Annotated in this window: 12 protein-coding genes; 10 read left to right on the top strand and 2 right to left on the bottom strand. The window is 66.3% G+C overall.

The features are described from left to right. Positions 1-4 precede the first annotated feature (4 nt). The 4 genes from prpC to GJV26_RS05955 all read left to right on the top strand — a co-directional run bounded on the left by prpC (position 5) and on the right by GJV26_RS05955 (position 8,108). Positions 5-1,150: a bifunctional 2-methylcitrate synthase/citrate synthase gene (gene prpC, locus GJV26_RS05970; protein WP_155708026.1), complete on the top strand. Its 1,146-nt coding sequence runs from the start codon at positions 5-7 to the stop codon at positions 1,148-1,150. Between the two features lie 43 nt (positions 1,151-1,193). Beyond that, positions 1,194-3,803 (top strand): Fe/S-dependent 2-methylisocitrate dehydratase AcnD, encoded by a 2,610-nt coding sequence (gene acnD, locus GJV26_RS05965; protein ID WP_155712272.1) that lies wholly within the window; start codon positions 1,194-1,196, stop codon positions 3,801-3,803. Further along, complete coding sequence (gene prpF / locus GJV26_RS05960; RefSeq protein WP_155712271.1) at positions 3,803-5,005, top strand: 2-methylaconitate cis-trans isomerase PrpF; 1,203 nt, start codon at positions 3,803-3,805, stop codon at positions 5,003-5,005. The genes acnD and prpF overlap by 1 nt, the downstream gene beginning before the upstream one ends. 190 nt (positions 5,006-5,195) lie before the next feature. After that, positions 5,196-8,108 (top strand): bifunctional diguanylate cyclase/phosphodiesterase, encoded by a 2,913-nt coding sequence (locus tag GJV26_RS05955; RefSeq protein WP_155708025.1) that lies wholly within the window; start codon positions 5,196-5,198, stop codon positions 8,106-8,108. Positions 8,109-8,161: 53 nt separating this feature from the next. Here the strand turns inward: GJV26_RS05955 and GJV26_RS05950 are convergent, their stop codons facing one another. Further along, a complete protein-coding gene (locus GJV26_RS05950) occupies positions 8,162-8,926 on the bottom strand; it encodes an exodeoxyribonuclease III (RefSeq protein WP_155708024.1) in 765 nt (254 codons plus the stop codon). Between the two features lie 412 nt (positions 8,927-9,338). On the opposite strand from GJV26_RS05950, the gene GJV26_RS05945 reads away from it, so the two are divergent. The 4 genes from GJV26_RS05945 (at position 9,339) to GJV26_RS05930 (ending at position 15,358) form a co-directional block, all read left to right on the top strand. Then, positions 9,339-9,734: a phiTE_015 family protein gene (locus GJV26_RS05945; RefSeq protein ID WP_155708023.1), complete on the top strand. Its 396-nt coding sequence runs from the start codon at positions 9,339-9,341 to the stop codon at positions 9,732-9,734. A 6-nt stretch (positions 9,735-9,740) separates the two neighbouring features. Further along, entirely contained in the window at positions 9,741-10,421 is a 681-nt protein-coding gene (locus GJV26_RS29885; RefSeq protein ID WP_189441719.1) for a hypothetical protein, read from the top strand. Between the two features lie 651 nt (positions 10,422-11,072). Beyond that, positions 11,073-13,928 carry a DUF2339 domain-containing protein gene (locus tag GJV26_RS05935; RefSeq protein ID WP_155708022.1) on the top strand — a complete coding sequence of 952 codons (2,856 nt, stop codon included), beginning with the start codon at positions 11,073-11,075 and terminating at the stop codon, positions 13,926-13,928. Then, complete coding sequence (locus GJV26_RS05930; protein WP_155708021.1) at positions 13,925-15,358, top strand: DUF3999 family protein; 1,434 nt, start codon at positions 13,925-13,927, stop codon at positions 15,356-15,358. The genes GJV26_RS05935 and GJV26_RS05930 overlap by 4 nt, the downstream gene beginning before the upstream one ends. 52 nt (positions 15,359-15,410) lie before the next feature. Here GJV26_RS05930 and GJV26_RS05925 read toward each other — a convergent pair whose 3' ends face one another. Continuing rightward, positions 15,411-16,904: a leucyl aminopeptidase gene (locus GJV26_RS05925; protein WP_155708020.1), complete on the bottom strand. Its 1,494-nt coding sequence runs from the start codon at positions 16,902-16,904 to the stop codon at positions 15,411-15,413. Positions 16,905-17,046: 142 nt separating this feature from the next. Here GJV26_RS05925 and lptF point away from each other — a divergent pair, with 142 nt between their 5' ends. Further along, positions 17,047-18,165, top strand: a complete 1,119-nt coding sequence (gene lptF / locus GJV26_RS05920; RefSeq protein ID WP_155708019.1) for an LPS export ABC transporter permease LptF — start codon at positions 17,047-17,049, stop codon at positions 18,163-18,165. Beyond that, positions 18,162-19,325, top strand: coding sequence for an LPS export ABC transporter permease LptG (gene lptG, locus GJV26_RS05915; RefSeq protein ID WP_155708018.1), 1,164 nt, complete (start codon positions 18,162-18,164; stop codon positions 19,323-19,325). The genes lptF and lptG overlap by 4 nt, the downstream gene beginning before the upstream one ends. The last annotated feature ends 28 nt before the right edge of the window (positions 19,326-19,353 follow it).

Here is a 19,353-nt window from a genome sequence, read left to right as displayed (position 1 = left end):
CAGCATGACCGAGACCACCTTCAAGCCAAAGAAATCCGTCGCGCTGTCCGGCGTCACCGCCGGCAATACGGCGCTGTGCTCCGTCGGCAAGACCGGCAACGACCTGCATTACCGCGGCTATGACATCCTCGACGTCGCCGATACCTGCGAATTCGAGGAAATCGCCTACCTGCTGGTGCACGGCAAGCTGCCCACCGCCGGCGAACTGAAGGGCTACAAGGCCAAGCTGAAATCGCTGCGCGGGCTGCCGCAGGCCGTGAAGCTGGCGCTCGAAGCGCTGCCTGCCGGCGCCCATCCGATGGACGTGATGCGCACCGGCGCTTCGGTGCTCGGCTGCGTGCTGCCGGAGAAGGAAGACCATAACCTGGCCGGCGCGCGCGACATCGCCGACCGCCTGATGGCGTCGTTCGGCTCGATCCTGCTGTACTGGTACCACTACAGCCACGCCGGCCGCCGCATCGACGTGGAAACCGACGACGATTCGATCGGCGGCCACTTCCTGCACCTGCTGCACGGCGAGAAACCGTCCGATTCCTGGGTGAAGGCGATGCACACGTCGCTGATCCTGTACGCCGAGCACGAGTTCAATGCTTCCACGTTCACGGCGCGCGTGGTCGCCGGCACCGGTTCCGACATCTATTCGGCCGTGACCGGCGCCATCGGCGCGCTGCGCGGACCCAAGCACGGCGGCGCCAACGAAGTGGCGCTGGACATCCAGAAACGCTACGAGAATGCCGACGAGGCGGAAAGCGACATCCGCGCCCGCGTGGCCAACAAGGAGGTGGTGATCGGTTTCGGCCACCCCGTGTACACGGTTTCCGACCCGCGCAACAAGGTGATCAAGGAAGTGGCGCGCGGCCTGTCTCAGGAGGCCGGCTCGCTGAAGATGTTCGACATCGCCGAGCGCCTCGAATCGGTGATGTGGGAAGTCAAGAACATGTTCCCGAACCTGGACTGGTTCTCCGCCGTGTCGTACCACATGATGGGCGTGCCGACGGCGATGTTCACGCCGCTGTTCGTCATCTCGCGCACGTCGGGCTGGGCCGCGCACATCATCGAACAGCGCATCGACAACAAGATCATCCGCCCGAGCGCGAACTACGTTGGGCCGGAAGATCTACAGTTCGTTCCAATCGCCGAACGCAAGTAATCAAGCCAGGCATGGCAAGCAAGGAAACCAAGTGACCATTCAAATGAACACCGCGTACCGGACGAACCTGCCCGGTACCACGCTGGATTACTTCGATGCGCGCGCCGCCGTCGAAGCGATCGAAGCGGGCGCCTACGACAAGCTGCCGTACACGTCCCGCGTGCTGGCCGAGAACCTGTGCCGCCGCTGCGATGCCACGCAGCTCACCGCGTCGCTGCAGCAGCTCATCTACCGCAAGCGCGACCTGGACTTTCCATGGTTCCCGGCGCGCGTGGTGTGCCACGATATCCTGGGCCAGACCGCGCTGGTCGACCTGGCCGGCCTGCGCGACGCGATCGCGGAGCAGGGCGGCGATCCGGCGCTCGTCAACCCGGTGGTGCCCACGCAGCTCGTGGTCGATCACTCGCTGGCCGTGGAATGCGGCGGCTTCGATCCCGATGCGTTCGCGAAGAACCGCGCCATCGAGGATCGCCGCAACGAAGACCGTTTTCATTTCATAGAGTGGACGAAACGGGCGTTCCGCAACGTCGACGTGATCCCGCCGGGCAACGGCATCCTGCACCAGATCAACCTGGAGCGCATGTCGCCGGTCGTGCAGGTGGGCGACGGCGTGGCTTACCCGGACACGCTGGTGGGCACCGATTCGCACACGCCGATGGTCGATGCGCTGGGCGTGATCGCCGTGGGCGTGGGCGGGCTGGAGGCGGAAACGGTGATGCTGGGCCGTGCCTCGTGGATGCGCCTGCCGGACATCGTCGGCGTCGAGCTGACCGGCCGGCCGCAGCCGGGCATCACGGCCACCGACACCGTACTGGCGCTGACCGAATTCCTGCGCAAGGAAAAAGTCGTGTCGGCGTATCTCGAGTTCTACGGCGAGGGCGCTGCCGCGCTGACGCTGGGCGACCGTGCCACCATCGCCAACATGGCGCCGGAATTCGGCGCCACCGCCGCGATGTTCTACATCGACGAGCAGACCATCAAGTACCTGCGGCTGACCGGCCGCGAGGACGACCAGGTGGCGCTGGTGGAACTGTATGCGCGGCAGGCCGGCCTGTGGGCCGGCAGCCTCGCAAACGCCGAGTACGAGCGCGTGCTGCGTTTCGACCTGTCGACGGTGGTGCGCAACATCGCCGGGCCGTCGAACCCGCACAAGCGGGTGCCTACGTCCGAACTGGCCGCGCGCGGCATCGCCGGCGTGGTCGAGAACGAGCCGGGCCGCATGCCGGACGGCGCCGTCATCATCGCCGCGATCACCAGCTGCACCAACACGAACAACCCGCGCAACATGATCGCGGCCGGCCTGTTGGCCCGCAACGCCAACCGGCACGGGCTGCTGCGCAAGCCGTGGGTGAAAACCTCGCTGGCGCCCGGCTCGAAGGCCGTCACCCTGTACCTGGAAGAAGCCGGGCTGCTGCCCGAACTGGAACAGCTGGGCTTCGGCGTGGTCGCGTATGCGTGCACGTCATGCAACGGCATGTCCGGCGCGCTCGATCCCGTCATCCAGCGCGAGATCGTCGAGCGCGACCTCTATGCGACGGCGGTCCTGTCCGGCAACCGCAATTTCGACGGCCGCATCCACCCGTATGCGCAGCAGGCCTTCCTGGCTTCGCCGCCGCTGGTGGTGGCCTACGCGATCGCCGGCACGATCCGCTTCGACATCGAGAAGGACGTGCTGGGCCTCGATGCGGACGGCAAGCCGGTCAGGCTGCAGGATTTGTGGCCGAGCGACGAGGAGATCGATGCGATGGTGGCCGCCAGCGTCAAGCCGGAGCAATTCCGCAAGGTGTACATCCCGATGTTCGCGCGCCAGGAAGACGCCGGTGCCGCCGTCGCTCCGCTTTACGACTGGCGGGGGCAAAGCACTTATATCCGCCGCCCGCCGTACTGGGAAGGCGCGCTGGCCGGCGAGCGTACGCTGACCGGCATGCGGCCGCTGGCGGTGTTGGGCGACAACATCACGACCGACCACCTGTCGCCGTCGAACGCGATCATGGCGGACAGCGCGGCAGGCGAATACTTGGCGAAGATGGGCTTGCCCGAAGAAGATTTCAACTCCTATGCGACGCACCGTGGCGACCACCTGACGGCGCAGCGCGCCACCTTCGCCAATCCCACACTGAAGAACGAGATGGTGGTGGTCGACGGCAAGGTCAGGCCGGGATCGCTGGCGCGGATCGAACCGGAAGGCACGATCACCCGCATGTGGGAAGCGATCGAGACCTACATGGCGCGCCGGCAGCCGCTGGTCGTGATCGCCGGCGCCGATTACGGGCAGGGCTCGTCGCGCGACTGGGCCGCGAAAGGCGTACGGCTGGCCGGTGTCGAAGCGATCGTCGCGGAGGGCTTCGAGCGCATCCACCGCACCAACCTGGTCGGCATGGGCGTGCTGCCGCTCGAATTCATCGGCGGCATCAACCGGCTCACGCTGGGCATCGACGGCACCGAAACGTTCGACGTGACGGGTGCGCGCCAGCCGCGCGCCATGCTGACGCTGGTGATCCACCGGAAAAATGGCGAAAGCGTGACGGTGCCGGTGCTGTGCCGGCTCGACACGGCCGAGGAACTGGCGATCTACGAGGCGGGCGGCGTGCTGCAGCGCTTCGCGCAGGACTTCCTGGCCTCGGCAGGCCAGGCCACGAGCAAGGCGGCATGATGGCCCATCCACCGCAAACAAGAATCCCGGCCACCTACATGCGGGGCGGCACCAGCAAGGGCGTGTTCTTCCGGCTGGAAGACCTGCCCGAAGCGGCCCGCGTGCCGGGGCCGGCGCGCGATGCGCTGCTGCTGCGCGTGATCGGCAGCCCCGACCCGTACGGCAAGCAGATCGACGGCATGGGTGGCGCCACGTCGAGCACCAGCAAGACCGTGATCCTGTCGAAGAGCGTGCGGCCGGACCACGATGTCGACTACCTGTTCGGCCAGGTGTCGATCGACCAGCCGTTCGTCGACTGGAGCGGCAATTGCGGCAACCTGTCGGCCGCCGTCGGCCCGTTCGCCATCGCCAACGGCATGGTCGAGCCGGGCCGCGTGCCGCACAACGGCCTGGCCGTGGTGCGCATCTGGCAGGCGAACATCGGCAAGACGATCGTCGCCCACGTGCCGATGACGGATGGCCGGGTGCAGGAAACCGGCGCCTTCGAGCTGGACGGCGTGACATTCCCGGCCGCCGAGGTACAGCTGGAATTCATGGACCCGGCGGCCGACGAGGAGGGGGCCGGCGGGGCCATGTTCCCGACCGGCCGCGTGGCCGACGATCTCGAGGTGCCCGGCATCGGGACGCTGCGCGCGACGCTGATCAATGCGGGCATTCCGACGATCTTCATCGATGCCGCCAGTGTCGGCTATACCGGCAGCGAGCTGCAGGATGCGATCAACGGCGACCCGCGGGCGCTGGCGATGTTCGAGGCGATCCGCGCGCATGGCGCAGTGCGCATGGGCCTGATCGGCCATGTCGACGAAGCGGCGCAGCGGCAGCATACGCCGAAGGTGGCGTTCGTGGCGCCGCCCGCCACCTACACCGCCTCTTCCGGGAAAACCGTGCGGGCGGCAGACGTCGACCTGCTGGTGCGCGCGCTGTCGATGGGCAAGCTGCATCACGCGATGATGGGCACCGCCGCCGTGGCGATCGGCACCGCCGCCGCGATTCCCGGCACGCTGGTGAACTCGGCGGCCGGTGGCGGCGTGCGCACGGCGGTGCGCTTCGGACACCCCTCGGGCACGCTGCGCGTGGGCGCCGAGGCGATCGAGGCCGGCGGCCAGTGGCACGTGACGAAGGCGGTCATGAGCCGAAGCGCCCGGGTGTTGATGGAAGGTTATGTCCGTGTGCCGGAACCGGCTTCACCGGACGGGGCTTGACTGGCAAGGTTTTAACCTGTAATTCTTCCCGTTTGCAGGCAATGTTGTAACCATCTGTTGTAACGAAGCCCGGCACTGCCGGGCTTCGTGCTTTCAGGATGGCTATTGCGGGATGGCTGGTTTATGATTTCTCGTTGAGTTGCCTTGCGGCAGTTATTTTTGCTTGAAGTAATTCCATGAATCCGATTCCATGAACCCTGTCTCCACGAACGTCGCCCCGATCGCCGAAGCGCTGCAGCTGATCGGCATGCCCGCCTGCGCGTGCGATGGCGACGGGATCGTGATGGCGGCGAATGCCGAGCTCGAGGCGTTGCTGGCCCGCGATCCGCGCGGCATGGTGCTGGAGCAGCTGTTTGCCCGGCATGTGCGCAACGACAGCGCCGCCGCGCTGGCTGCAGCACTGGCCGGCGCGGAAACCGCCGTGTGGGACAGCTGCATGGTCGCCGCCGGCGGCCGCTACGCGGCGGTGCAGCTCACCGCGAAGCCGTTTCCGGCCCCGGTGGCGCAAGCCGGTGCCACGATCCTCTTTCAGGATATCGGCGCGGCCCAGCGCGACCAGCGTGCATTGCGCAAGGCGCTGCTGGAACAGCGCGCGATCCTCGAGAACGCGGCGGTCGGCATCATCTTCAGCAAGCATGACCGTGTGCAGGAGTGCAACCTGCGCGCGGCCGAGATGTTCGGCTATGCGCGCGACGAGATGGAGGGCCGGCCGACGCTGATGCTGTATCCGGACGAGGCGCAGTTCGATGGCCTGCGCGGGCAATGGATGCCGGTACTGAACCAGGGCCGCTCGGTGACGCTGGAAACGCCGATGAAGCGGGGCGACGGCGCTCTTTTCTGGTGCCGCGCGCACGGCCGCGCGGTCGATCCCGCCGACGAATCGGCCGGCATGGTGTGGATCGTGGAAGATATCAGCGAGCAGCGCGCGGCGGCCGAGGCCACCCGCAAGGTGCTGCTGGAACAGAAGGCGATCCTCGACAATGCATCGGACGGTATCCTGTTTTCCAAGAACCGGCATATCCTGAGCTGCAACCCGCGCTTCGCATCGATGTTCGGCTACACGCCCGGCGAGATGACGGGGATGTATGCCGGGGCCGTGTTCCCGTCCGAGGCGGTGTACGAGAAATTCGGCGGCGAAGCCGGCCCGGTGCTGGCCAGCGGCCGGCCGTTCGAGAAGAAGGAGTTCCGCTTCCAGCGCAAGGATGGCTCGCTGTTCTGGTGCCGCGTGCGTGCCAAGGCCGTGGACCAGGAGCACAACGACGGCGGCACGATCTGGATACTGGAAGACGTGACACTGTCGCGGCAGACCCAGATGGAAACCGAGGCGTTGATGAACAATGCGTCGATCAGCATCCTGTTCACGCGCCAGCGCACCATCACGCGCCACAATCGCGGCTTTGCAGAAATGTTCCGCTACGATGGCGACGAGGCCATCGGCCTGGCCTGCGAGGCACTGTATCCGTCGCCCGCCGCGTATGACGAGCTCAGCGCGCAGGCTGCGCCGGCCCTGTCGGCCGCGCGGCCGTTCCAGACCGAGATCGAGCTGCGGCGCAAGGATGGCAGCACGTTCTGGGCCCAGCTGATCGCCTACGTGGTCAATCCCGAGTCGCCCGAGCAGGGCACGATCTGGATCGCCGAGGACCGTACCGAGCACAAGGCCGCCGAGGAATCGTTGCTGCAGGCGGCGGACTCGGTGCGCCGCGCACGCGACGAGCTGGAAGTGCGCGTGCTGGAGCGCACCGCCGAACTGGCCGGGGCGAACGCGATGCTGCAGGGCGAGATCGTCGAGCGCAGGCAGGTGGAGGCGCGGGTGCACCACATGGCTTACCACGACAGCCTTACCGGCTTGCCGAACCGGGCCTTGCTGGCCGACCGTCTCGAGCGCGCCGTGCTCAACGCGCAGCGCACCGGGCGGCTGCTGGCCGTGATGTTCCTCGACCTGGACCGCTTCAAGACCATCAACGATTCGCTCGGCCATGTGACCGGCGATGCGCTGCTGAAGGAAGTGGCCGGGCGGCTTTGCCGGGCGGTGCGCGCCAGCGACACGGTGGCGCGGCTGGGCGGCGACGAATTCGTGGTGCTGGCCCCGCATATCCGCGACGGCGACGAGGCGGCCCAGGTGGCCCAGAAGATCATCGATGCGCTGGCGCTGCCGTTTCCTCTCGACGGGCACACGCTGCACATCACGCCGTCGATCGGCATCTGCATTTGCCCGGACGACGGGCAGGACGTGGAAACACTGATGCGCCACGCCGACGCGGCGATGTATCACGCCAAGGCGGCCGGCCGCAACAACTACCAGTTCTTCACCCAGAAGATGAATGCGGCCGCCTCCTGCTTCGAGCTGGAGAGCAGCCTGCGCAGTGCCCTGGCGCACAACGAGTTCGAGCTGCATTTCCAGCCGATCATCGACACCGGCACGCGCCGGCTGCATTCCCTCGAAGTGCTGCTGCGCTGGCGCCGGCCGGGCGTCGGCCTGGTGGGGCCGGACAAGTTCATCCCGATCCTCGAAGAAAACGGCCTGATCGTGCCGGTGGGGGAATGGGTGATCCGGCGCGCTTGCGAGCAGAGCATGGAATGGAAACGGCAGGGCCTGAAGCCGGTGCCGCTGGCCGTCAACCTGTCGCCGCGCCAGTTCATGCACAGTGGCCTGGTGCCGGCGATCCGCCGCATCCTGATCGATACGGGCATCGACCCGGCCCTGCTGGAATTCGAAATCACGGAAACGGCGCTGATGCAGCACGGCGAACAGACGCTGGACATCCTGGGCCAGATCAACGCGATGGGCATCCGCCTGTCGATCGATGACTTCGGCACCGGCTATTCCAGCCTGGCTTACCTGAAGCGCTTCCCCGTGAAGAAGATCAAGATCGACCGCGCCTTCATCAAGGACCTGGAAAGGAGCGCCGAGGACCGCGCGATCGTGGCCGCGATCATCGCGCTGTCGGACAGCCTGCAACTGTCGGTGGTGGCAGAAGGCGTGGAAACGGAAGGGCACTACGCGCTGCTGCGGAATGGCGGCTGCCAGTTCGCCCAGGGCTACCTGTTCTCGCAGCCGGTGCCCGGCGCGAACGCCGCGAACCTGCTGGAACGCCTGCCGTAGCGCATTGCGCAGTACCCGCGACTTCGGCGCCCGCGTCGTTCAACGTCCTTGTTTCAGCCCAGCGTGGCGATCACCGGCGTGTGATCCGAAGGCTGCTTCCATTTGCGCGGCACGCGGTCGATGGTGCAGCCGGTGCAGCGCGCCGCCAGCGGGCTGGAAAGCAGGATATGGTCGATGCGCAGCCCCTGGTTCTTCTGGAACCGCAGCATCCGGTAATCCCACCAGCTATAGGCTTTTTCCGGCTGGTCGAACAGGCGGTATGCATCGGCAAGGCCCACGTCGAGCAGCGCGCCGAGCGCTTGCCGTTCGCGCGGCGATACATGGACCTCGCCCTCCCATGCGGCCGGATCGTGTACATCGCGGTCTTCCGGTGCCACGTTGTAGTCGCCGAGCACCGCCAGCTGCGGATTGCGCGCCAGCTCGGCGGCCAGCCAGTCGCGGAATGCCGCCATCCAGCCCAGCTTGTATCTGTATTTGTCCGAGTCGACCGCCTGGCCATTCGGTACATAGGCGCAGACTACGCGGATGCCATCGATCGTGGCGGCAAGAATGCGTTGCTGTTCATCGGGGAAAAGCGGATTATTGCGCACGATATCCGTCATTGGCAGACGCGACAGGATTGCCACGCCGTTGTAGGTTTTTTGCCCGGAGAATTCCACCGCGTAGCCGGCGGCTTCGATCGCGGCGACCGGGAATTTGTCATTGGTAAGCTTCGTTTCCTGAATGCAGATAACATCGACAGGGTTTTCTGCGAGCCACTGCAATAAGTGCGGCAAACGGACATTCAGGGAATTGACGTTCCAGGTGGCGAGTTGCATAGTATTCCTTGTGAGCGTGTCATTTCGGGGCGCATATTACCGTAATGAGTACTCCGCAAGTTGCAAAAACCTAATACAATGTACGGAAGTTCAATTGCGCTGCGTCAGCAATTGAAGACAATAAGACTACTCTCAGACGCAACTTCGTTGCAAAATGCGACCACTTTGATAAATTATTGCTGTTTTTGCCTCCACGTTATCAAAATAGTACTAAAATTCGCTTAGCGTCGTCATAAAAGGGCAATATACTTAGCTTGTTCGTAACGAACAGCTTGTGCCCGGGCTGGTTTGCCAAGGCGACGTCGACGCCACGCATTGCGAAATACTGTCATCTTCGGTGTTGTTTTTCGACAATGAATGGTACTATAGAGAAATATTGGTGAAACGTGCAAAGCATTTGTAAAGGAAGAAAATGCGATCTGCATTCGAAACATGGGCTCAGAAGGACGGTCACATCGTCCGTCGCCGCGAAGACAAGCCGGAAGAATATCTGGTATACGAAACGCAGCGCCGCTGGCTGATCTGGCAGGCAGCGCTGGAACACGGCAAGACTCCCGGTGGCCGCAAGGCAGCCAAGGAAGCCGTTGAGAAGGCCGGCGCCCGTGGCGTCACCGCGACTGCCACTGCCACGGCAACACGTCCGCAAGTGATTGCTTCGGACGAGGCAGCCGTGCGCAACCAGGTGCTGAACGAAGTGCTGGATGCATTCTCGGCATTGAAAAGCAAGGACAACACGGCCATGGACGATATCATGCATGTCATCCAGGGCCTGAAGCAAAAGCAGCAGGCCGCCAAGAACGGCGACTGAGCGCTGATGCCAACCCGGTGCAAGCTTTCGGGCGGCAAGGTGCATTCGCACCCTGCCGTATCGACTGCGGCCGGGCTGCCCGAGGCGCCCGTACGACGGGCGCTGGTGGTGTCTCTTCGATCGGCACTGTCTCTCCAATGGTTCGCGCGCGCGGTTTTGCCCGTATTGCCGCGCAGCGCGGTGCCGGCACTGTTGCCCGGCACCGCACTGGCTGCCTTGCTGGCCGGTTGCGCGACGCTGACCGAATCGACCGAACAGTATGTGATGGTGCAGACCGTGCTCGACCACCAGCAAGTGGCGGGCGTGGGCTGCGTGCTCACCAACGACGCGGGGCGCTGGTTCGTCACGTCGCCCGGCCGCGTCCGTATCCGCAAGAGCACGAAACCGCTGGCCGTCGATTGCCGGCTCAATGACGTTTATGTCCGCGACGAGATCTCACCAAGGCAGAACAGCTCGCGCTGGGGCAACATCCTGCTGACGGCCGGTACCGGCCAGCTCGTGGACCGCCAGACCGGAGCGGGCTTCGATTATCCGGGCACATTGACCGTGCTGTTGAAACGTGTCCCACCGCCGCCGCCGCCGGTTGCAGCGGCGCCCCCGCCCGCATTGCCTCCCGCTCCGCCGCCGCCCCCGCCGCCCCCGCCGCCAAAACCGCCGCAGCCTCCCGGCGGTTCCGCTATTTATTGAATCTTTCCTCTACGCCGCGTCTGCGCTAGGTCACGACGCGCTTATGTCGACTGCCTAACATGGCCGTTTCTTTGAAGAATCGGAAATGGAGGCGCGATGGAAGGGTTGATGATCATCGCAGGGGGAATTCTCCTCTTGCCAGTCATCCTGTTGTTTTCGGTACTCGGGGCTTATTCGAGGATCCGGAAGCTGGAAGACGCCGTTGATAAAACACGCAACAGGATCGAGGAGCTGGGTTATCGCCTGCGCGGTATTCCGGTCGGCCCCGCGCCGGAGCCGGCGCAGCGACCTGAACGGACTGCCGCGCCCTCGGCCGGCGTCCCGCGTCCGGAGACTGTAACCGCCGCTTCCGCCGGCTCCGCACAGCAGGCAAAGCCACCGGAAAATGGCGGGCCGCCGCCCGGGACTGTACCGGCGGATGTCGTGCCTGCGCCATCGGCGAATTCGCCGGCCGGGCCGCTTCCGGCAAGCCCGCCGACGTCAAGTACATCTCCTGCGAGTCCATCGCCGGCAAGTACACCACCGCCAAACCTCTATCCCATCAGTCCCCCCGTGTCCGGTCCATCGCGGCCGGTGCCGCCTGAAGCGCCCGCAACGCCCCCGCCAGCGGAGCGCCCGACGGTCGAACTTCCGGATGCGTGGCGCCATCGGATGCCGGACACGGAACCCGGCCCCGGACAACGCGCGCTGAAGGCGGCGCTGCGCTGGCTCGTCACCGGCAACCTCGTCGCCAAGCTCGGGCTGGTCATCCTGTTCATCGGCATCAGCTTCCTGTTGAAGTACGTGGCCGTGCGCATCGACATTCCCGTCGAGTTGCGGATCGCCGCGATCACCGCCGCCGACATCGCCCTTCTGGCCTGGGGCTGGCGCATCAGGACCACCCGCCGAGGCATCGGCCTGCCAGTGCAGGGCACTGCGCTGGCCATCCTGATGCTGGTGGTGTTCGGCATGTACCGCATGGTTGGGCTGATCCCTGGCGGCGCCGCGCTTGCACTGCTGGTCGTGCTGACCATGTTCACCTGCCTGCTGGCCGTCCTGCAGAATGCCGTATGGCTGGCGCTGTTCGGCATCAGCGGCGGATTCCTGGCGCCGGTCCTGACATCGTCCGGAACGGGCAGCCACATCGCGCTGTTCTCGTACTACGCCGTACTCAATGCCGGCATCCTGGCCATCGCGCTGAAACGATCATGGCGCGCGCTCAACGTGGCGGGACTGGCCTTCACCGCGGTGATCGGCATCGCCTGGGCCGTGCAGCGCTACACGCCGGAGAACTATTTTTCGGTGCAGTGCTTCCTGCTGCTGTTCTTCGTGTTCTTTACCGCCATCTCGATCATCTTCGCGCTGCGCCAGGCCGGCGGTGCGAACAGGTACGTCGATGGCGTGCTGGTGTACGGCACGCCGCTGCTGGGCGCGGCCCTGCAATGGGCGCTGGTCGGCGACAGGCCCTTCGGCGCGGCATTTTCCGCGCTCGGCGGCGGCGTTTTCTACGCCGCGCTGGCGCTGGCGCTGTGGCGGCGGCGCGGCGACAAGCTGCGCCTGCTGGTCGAATCGTTCCTGGCCATGGGCGTGGTACTGGGCACGCTCGCGGTACCGCTCGCGCTGGACGGACGCTGGACTTCGGCGGCCTGGGCCGTGGAAGGGGCGGCGCTCACCTGGCTCGGCCTCCGGCACGGCCGCGCCGGCACCTGGCGCTTCGGCCTGCTGGTGCAGCTGGGGGCCTGGTTCGCCTTCCTGCTCGCGGCCGGCACGGTTGCGTCGGGAACGGCGGCCGAGGCGCGGCTGTGGCTGGGGTTCCTGGTCCTGGCGGGCAGCAGCGGGCTGGCATCCCGGCTGTTCAGCCGCGCCGAGGGGGTGGCGCCCGGCACCACCTTCGACACGCTGGGCGTGATGTTGTTGTGCGTTGCCACGGCATGGCTGCTGGCAGGTACCTGGACCGAGATCGTGCTGCGCACGGATGGCGTGGTGCGCGGCAACCTGCTGGCCGGCACGGCACTGCTGCTTGGCGCGGCCCTGTCGGTGATGGCGGCGCGGGCGGGCTGGCGCGGCGCGCGCGGGCTTGGCCTGATGGTGCAGCTGCTGGCCGGCGCGACCCTGCTCGTGGAAATCGCCGGCACGTGGCAATGGTCGTGGCAGGCGGTGCGCGACGGCCGTCCGGTGATCGGCGTCGTGCTGGTCACGGCGGCGGCGTTCTTCACCGCCTGGCAGATGGGCCACACGAGGGAAACGGCGGCACGGCGCGGCGCGCCGGCCATGTTCGCGTGGGCCGCGCTGTGGTGGTTCGGCCCTTTGCTCGATACCGGTGCCGCCCATGTGGCCGGCTGGACCGGCATGGCGCCGCACGGGCGCTTACTGCCGTTCCTCGACCTGTGGCCGGCCTATGCGCTGTGCCTCGCCGTGTCGTCCGTGCTGCTGGCATGGGCCGCGCCGCGCCTGCGCTGGCGTTCGCTGCGCTGGCTGAGCGCTCCCTGCTGGGCCGGGCTGGGGGTGGCAACGATCGAAATGCTGCTGGAGCTGCATGCCGGCCACCTGCCTTTCGTGAAAGACTGGATCGCGCTGGCCGCGCTGCTGGCGGCGGGCGAATACCTGCTGCACCGCTGGCCGCGCAACGGCTGGCACATCGGCCGCGAAGCGCTGCTCGCGGTGCACACGGTGCGCTGCGCGGGACCCTGGATGATGATCTGGCCGCTGGGATTCCTGCTGATCGGCCAGTGGCTGACGGGGGACCCCGGGCAACGCGACCTGCTGGCGCAGGCGGGATGGGAAACCACCGGCTCGTGGGCACGCTTCGTGCCGCTGTGGGTGCAGATGGCGGTGGCCTGCTGGCTGCTGTACCGGGTGCGCGCGGGCGGCTGGCCGGTGAAGCCGGTGCCGGAGTGGTATGGCAAGGCGCTGCTGCCGCTGGCGGCGGCATGGACCGTGTTCCACGTGTTGGTGTGGAACCTGACCCAGGATGGCGCGATGGCGCCGCTCCCGTATCTGCCGCTGGCCAATCCGCTCGATCTCTCCACCGGTTTCGCGGCCGTGCTGGTGGTGATGCTGTGCCGCGGCGAGCCGGGCATCACGCTGCCGCGCTCGTGGGCGCCGCGGCTGCCATGGATCGCTGCGGCGGCGGCCTTCGCCTGGGTGAACCTGATCGTCTTGCGCAGTGCGTCCCACTGGCTGGATCTGCCGTACCGGGCGGATGATCTGTTCGCATCGCGCGCCGTGCAGGCCGCGTTCTCGCTGGTCTGGAGCGCGACCGCACTGATCCTGATGCGCCGCGCCGTCGGTCGCCTGCAGCGCGGGCCATGGCTGGCCGGTGCGGCCATGCTGGGCCTGGTGGTCGCGAAGCTGTTCCTCGTGGACCTGGCCGCCAGCGGCAGCATGGCGCGGATCGTGTCGTTCGTGGGCGTGGGCCTGCTGATGCTGGCGATCGGCTACCTGGCGCCTTATCCTGCGCCACCGCGGCAGGAGCCGCCAGTGCGTGGCGGAAGCACAAGTGCAAGCAAAAGCGGAGGCACGGCATGAAGGCATTCCTCCGCATGATCGCGGCGGGTGTGCTGGCGGCCAGCGGCCTGCCGGCATGGGCGGCGGCCGAGACGCCCGCGCAGTATGCCTATCACCAGCAACTGCACGTCAGCGGCCGGGAAGCAGTGGTGCAATACCGGCTGCCGCGCAACGTCTACCTGCACGCGCGGTCGGCCGAGCTGCACGACCTGCGCGTGTTCGACGCGAACGGCGCGCTGTTGCCGTTCGCGCTGCGCGCACCGCTCGATGCCGCGCAGGCGAGCAGGTCCGGCGTGCCGGTGCGCGTCTTCCCAGTGTTCACCCAGCCCGACGGCGAAGGCATCGATGCCGGTGTCGAGATCCGCCGGGCGCCGGACGGCACCGTGATTTCGGTGGCGGCGCGCACGCTGGGCACGCAGCCGGCGGCGCCGGTGCTGTCGGCGCTCGTTCTCGACATGGGTGCCGGCGGCGCGGCCCGCACCTTCGATACGCTGCAGTTCACGCTGCCGCCGGGCACCAGCCGCTACGACGCCGAGCTCGGCCTCGAGATCAGCGACGACCTGAAGGATTGGCAGGGCGTTGCCGAAAGCCACGTCAGCTGGATGGTCAGCGGCGACGGGCAAGTGCTGGCCAGCGACCGCATCGGGTTCGCGCCGCGCGCCTTCCGCTACGCGCGCATCCGCTGGCTGGCGGGCAAGCCGTTGCAGTTTGCCGCGGTCCGCGCGGAAGCGGTGCGTTACAGCGAGGTCGCGGCCCCGGTCGAAAGCCTGCTGGTGCAACCGGTTGCCGGCAAGATGGGCGCCGACCTGATGTATCCGTCGCCGCCCGCGATTCCCGTGGAGCGGGTAGGGCTGCGCTTCGCCGAGCACAATATCAGCCTGCCCGCCGAACTGGGCAGCTACCGGGAGGTGCCGTCGCTGCGCGGCGGCCGGCGGACGACATGGCGATTCGAACCCGTGCTGCGCGCCACGTTCTACCGGTTCGGGCAGGGCGGCCGCGAGCGCGCGTCGGGGGAAGTGGCGATCGCGCCGCTGCACAGCGACCATTGGGTGCTGCGGCCGCTGATCGCGAGCGGCAGCCGGCCCGCCCTGCACCTGGCGTGGTCGCCGGCGACGCTGGTCTTCCTGGCGAGCGGACGCGCGCCCTATACGCTGGCCTACGGCCGCGGCGATGTCCGGCCGGCGTCGTGGGGGCTGGCACAGGTGGCGCCCGGCCTGTCCGCCGCGGAGCTGGGCAATCTGGAACGCGCCACCGGCGGGCCCGAGCGGGCCGCGGCACCGCCCGCGGCACGGGCGCCGGGGCAGGCGCCGCAGCAGGCGCCCCAGCCGGGCGCCGCCGCGCAGGCAGCGGGTTCCGCCACCACCCGCAAGGGCATCCTGTGGGCCACGCTGGCACTCGGCTTGGGAGTGCTGGGGGCGATGGCGTGGCAGCTGTACCGGCAGATGAAATGAAAACGCCGCCCGGGGCGAGCCGGGCGGCGTCGGTTGCGCAATGCGGTAAGGCTTACACGCGGTTGATCAGGAAGTTTGTCAGCAGCGGTACCGGCCGGCCGGTGGCACCCTTGGCGGCGCCCGATTTCCAGGCGGTGCCGGCGATGTCCACGTGCGCCCATGGGTACTTGCGCGTGAAGTTTTCCAGGAACGCGGCGGCGGTGCACGAGCCGCCGCCCGGCGTGCCGATATTTGCCAGGTCGGCGAAGTTCGACTTCAGCTGGTCGTTGTACTGCTCGCCGATCGGCAGGCGCCAAACGGTGTCGCCGGTGGCGCGGCCGGCCGCGGCGATTTCCTCGGCCAGCGCGTTGTGCTGGTCGTCGTCGCGCGTGAACAGGCCGCTGTGGTGGTGGCCCAGCGCCACGATGCAGGCACCGGTCAGCGTGGCCACGTCGATCACGGCGGCCGGGTTGAAGCGCTCGGCATAGGTCAGCGCGTCGCACAGGATCAGGCGGCCTTCGGCATCGGTGTTCAGCACTTCGATCGTCAGGCCGTTCATCGACGTGACGATGTCGCCCGGCTTGGTGGCGCGGCCGGACGGCATGTTCTCGCACGCCGGCACGATGCCGATCACGTTCAGCTTCAGGTTCATCTCGCCGATCGCACGGAACGTGCCCAGCACCGAGGCGGCGCCGCCCATGTCGTATTTCATCTCATCCATGCCGGGGCCGGGCTTGATCGAGATGCCGCCCGTGTCGAACGTGATGCCCTTGCCGACCAGGACCACCGGCGCATCCTTCGGCTTGCCGCCCATGTGCTTGATGACGATGAACTTCGGCGGCTGGTCGCTGCCGTTCGTCACGGACAGGAAGCTGCCCATCTTCAGCGCCTCGAGCTGCTTGCGCTCCAGCACTTCCACATTGAACTTGTATTCCTTGCCCAGGCTCTTCGCGGTCTCGGCCAGGTAGGTCGGGGTGCAGACGTTGGCCGACAGGTTGGCGAGATCCTTGGTGAGCTGCATGCCGTTGGCCACCGCGATCGCCTGCGCCAGCGCCAGCTTGGTGGCGGGGTTGTTCGGCACGGCCAGCGCGATCTTCTTCACACCGGCCGGCGCCGGGTCCTTCTTCGATTTTTGCGCGTCGGTGCGGTAGACGCTGTCGCGGGCGGCGACCACCACCGTGCGGATCGCCCAGTTCACGTCGCGCTCCTTCAGTTCTTCCAGCGGCAATGCGATAATGGCGTCCGCCGCGCCCAGCGTGGCGAATACCTTCAACGCGGCCTGCACGGCGCTGGTGAAGCCTTTTTCGGTCACGTTGTCCGCGTTACCCAGGCCGACCAGCAGCACGCGCTCGGCGGCCACGCCGCCCAGGCCGCGCAGCAGCAGGGTGGAACCGGCCTTGCCGGTGATGTCGCCGGACTTCAGTGCCCGCGTGATGTCGCCGGCGCCGTCGAGCGCCTGGGCAGCCTGCGAAAGCTTCCTGTTTTCGAATACGGCCACTGCGACACAGCCGGTTTTCGCCGACGCGCTGGTGATTTTTGTGTCGAATGCTTTTATGCTAAAGTCCATTTTTGTTCTCCGTAGGTGCGCGCATGTTCGTCTTGTGGACGAACCGGGTAACGCAGTTGCTTAACCTGGTTGCGCAACTTGTTGGCCTGACTTGTCGGCGGATTCAGTTACGTAACCTCACTTATCGAATTATAAGCTTCGAATGATTTTTCAACGTGCCCTGAGGCGTGAGCTGATCAGCTCCGCGGGGGCTACCTTCACGGTACTGTTCACCATCATCCTGACGTGGACCCTGATCTCCATCCTCGGCAAGGCCGCAGGGGGCAAGGTCGCTTCATCCGACGTGCTCGCGCTGATCGCGTTCGCAGCGCTGAATTATCTGCCAACGGTGCTGATCCTCACCAGCTTTATTTCTGTGCTGCTGGCCGTGACGCGCAGCTACCGCGATTCGGAAATGGTGGTGTGGTTCGCCTCGGGCCAGAGCCTCACCGCCTGGATCCGCCCGGTGCTCACGTTCGGGTTGCCGATCATCCTCCTGACCGGCGTGCTGGCGTTCTACGCCACGCCCTGGTCGAAGCAGAAAAGCGCCGAATACGTGGAACGCTTCACCAAGCGCGAAGACCTGCAGAAGGTGTCGCCCGGGCAGTTCAAGGAATCGTCGTCGTCGAACCGCATCTTCTTCGTCGAGGGCAACGCCGGCGAAACGGCCTCGGTGCAGAACGTGTTCGTCAACCAGGTGGACGAGCGCGGCACCTCCGTCATCGTCGCCAAGGAAGGCGTCATCGAAACGGGCGACAACGGCCAGCGCTACCTGGTGCTGAAGAACGGCCGCCGCTACCAGGGCATGCCCGGCGCGGCGGACTTCCAGACGATGGAGTTCGACAGCTACAGCATGCGCGTGGCGCAGCAGGCGCAGGAGCTCGATGCGGCGGGCCTGCCCGTGAACGCGATCCCCACGATGGAACTGCTCAAGATCCCGACCAACCAGGCGCGCGCCGAGATCCTGTGGCGCATCTCGCTGCCGATCACGTGCCTGCTGCTGATGCTGCTGGCGATCCCGCTCGGCTTCGTCAACCCGAGGGCCGGCAGTTCCACCAACCTGATCATCGCGATCCTGATCTTCTTCACCTATAACAATACGGTCAAGCTGTTCGAGGGCACGGTCAAGCAGGGCAAGCTGTCGTTCGGCATGGGCTGGTGGCCGCTGCACCTGATAGCGTTGCTGACCGTGATCGCGCTGTTCGCCTGGCGCCTGAACGTGAACAGCCGCTGGCATCCGCGCGCGCTGCTCGCGTCGTTCAAGCGCAAGGAGGCGAAATGAGCATCCTCCAGCGTTATTTCGCCGTCTCGATCACGCAGGCGGTCGCCTTCGTGATGCTGGCATTCCTGGGCCTGCTGGGCTTCATGGACCTGACGGGCGAACTGCCGATGGTCGGCAAGAACGGCTACGGCATGCAGCACGCATTCCTCTACGTGGTGGTGATGATTCCCCAGCATATCTACGAGGTGATGCCGGTGGCCGCGCTGATCGGCACCATTTACACGATGGCGCAGTTCGCGCAGACCTCCGAGTTCACGATCATGCGCGCGGCCGGCATGTCGACGCGGATGGTGGGCTGGATGCTGTTCAAGATCGGCATCGGCCTGGTGATCGTCACGTTCATCTTCGGCGAACTGATCGCGCCGCGCACCGCGCCGATCGGCGAACGGCTGCACCTGACGGGGCGCGGCACCACGGTGTCGTCCGAGTTCCGCTCGGGCCTGTGGACGAAGGACATCGTCAAGAGCGAGGGCATGAAGGGTACCGTGCTGGGTTCGCGCTTCTTCAACGTGCGCGAAGTGCGGCCCGACGGCAGCCTGATCGGGGTGAAACTCTACGAATTCGACAATGGCTTCCGCCTGCGCACGCTGACCACCGCGCAGACCGGCGCCTACCGGGGCAACAACGTGTGGCTGCTCCAGGACGTGACCGAGAACCACTTCACCAATCCGGCGCTGCTCAAGGGCGAAGCCACGTCGAGCAACAACTTCGCGCAGGAGACCAGCGCGATCGAAACGCAGCGGCATGCCACCAAGGAGCTGATATCCGAGATCACGCCGAAGATCCTGTCCGTGTCGGCCTCGGAGCCCGAGCGCATGTCGGCCAGCGAACTGGCCGTCTACACCCGCCACCTGCAGGAAAACCGCCAGCAGACGGAGCGCTTCAAGATCGCATTCTGGAAAAAGCTGGTCGACCCGCTGGCGATCTTCGTGCTGATGGCGCTGGCGCTGCCGTTCGGTTACCTGCACACGCGCAGCGGCGGTGTGAGCCTGAAGATCTTCATCGGCATCATGATCGGGGTCAGCTTCCTGCTGGTGAACACGCTGTTCTCGCATATCGGCGTGCTGTCCACATTGCCGGCGTTCGTGACGGCGGTGATGCCGAGCCTGATATTCCTTGCCCTCGCACTGGGGGCCCTATACTGGGTGGACCGGCATTAGCGGATCACCAAACGAAGCGAAACTGCAG

The organism is Pseudoduganella dura (genome assembly GCF_009727155.1).
Taxonomy (GTDB): domain Bacteria; phylum Pseudomonadota; class Gammaproteobacteria; order Burkholderiales; family Burkholderiaceae_D; genus Rugamonas; species Rugamonas dura.
Note: the sequence above shows the minus strand (reverse complement) of the source record. Positions and strands in the feature narration are given on the sequence as shown.

Coding starts and splice junctions, on each gene's coding strand:
- prpC (WP_155708026.1), top strand. CDS start 5: ATGACCGAGACCACCTTCAAGCCAAAGAAATCCGTCGCGCTGTCCGGC.
- GJV26_RS05935 (WP_155708022.1), top strand. CDS start 11,073: ATGCCGGACACGGAACCCGGCCCCGGACAACGCGCGCTGAAGGCGGCG.
- GJV26_RS05925 (WP_155708020.1), bottom strand. CDS start 16,904: ATGGACTTTAGCATAAAAGCATTCGACACAAAAATCACCAGCGCGTCG.
- GJV26_RS05945 (WP_155708023.1), top strand. CDS start 9,339: ATGCGATCTGCATTCGAAACATGGGCTCAGAAGGACGGTCACATCGTC.
- GJV26_RS05930 (WP_155708021.1), top strand. CDS start 13,925: ATGAAGGCATTCCTCCGCATGATCGCGGCGGGTGTGCTGGCGGCCAGC.
- GJV26_RS05950 (WP_155708024.1), bottom strand. CDS start 8,926: ATGCAACTCGCCACCTGGAACGTCAATTCCCTGAATGTCCGTTTGCCG.
- lptG (WP_155708018.1), top strand. CDS start 18,162: ATGAGCATCCTCCAGCGTTATTTCGCCGTCTCGATCACGCAGGCGGTC.
- GJV26_RS05955 (WP_155708025.1), top strand. CDS start 5,196: ATGAACCCTGTCTCCACGAACGTCGCCCCGATCGCCGAAGCGCTGCAG.
- lptF (WP_155708019.1), top strand. CDS start 17,047: ATGATTTTTCAACGTGCCCTGAGGCGTGAGCTGATCAGCTCCGCGGGG.
- prpF (WP_155712271.1), top strand. CDS start 3,803: ATGGCCCATCCACCGCAAACAAGAATCCCGGCCACCTACATGCGGGGC.
- GJV26_RS29885 (WP_189441719.1), top strand. CDS start 9,741: ATGCCAACCCGGTGCAAGCTTTCGGGCGGCAAGGTGCATTCGCACCCT.
- acnD (WP_155712272.1), top strand. CDS start 1,194: ATGAACACCGCGTACCGGACGAACCTGCCCGGTACCACGCTGGATTAC.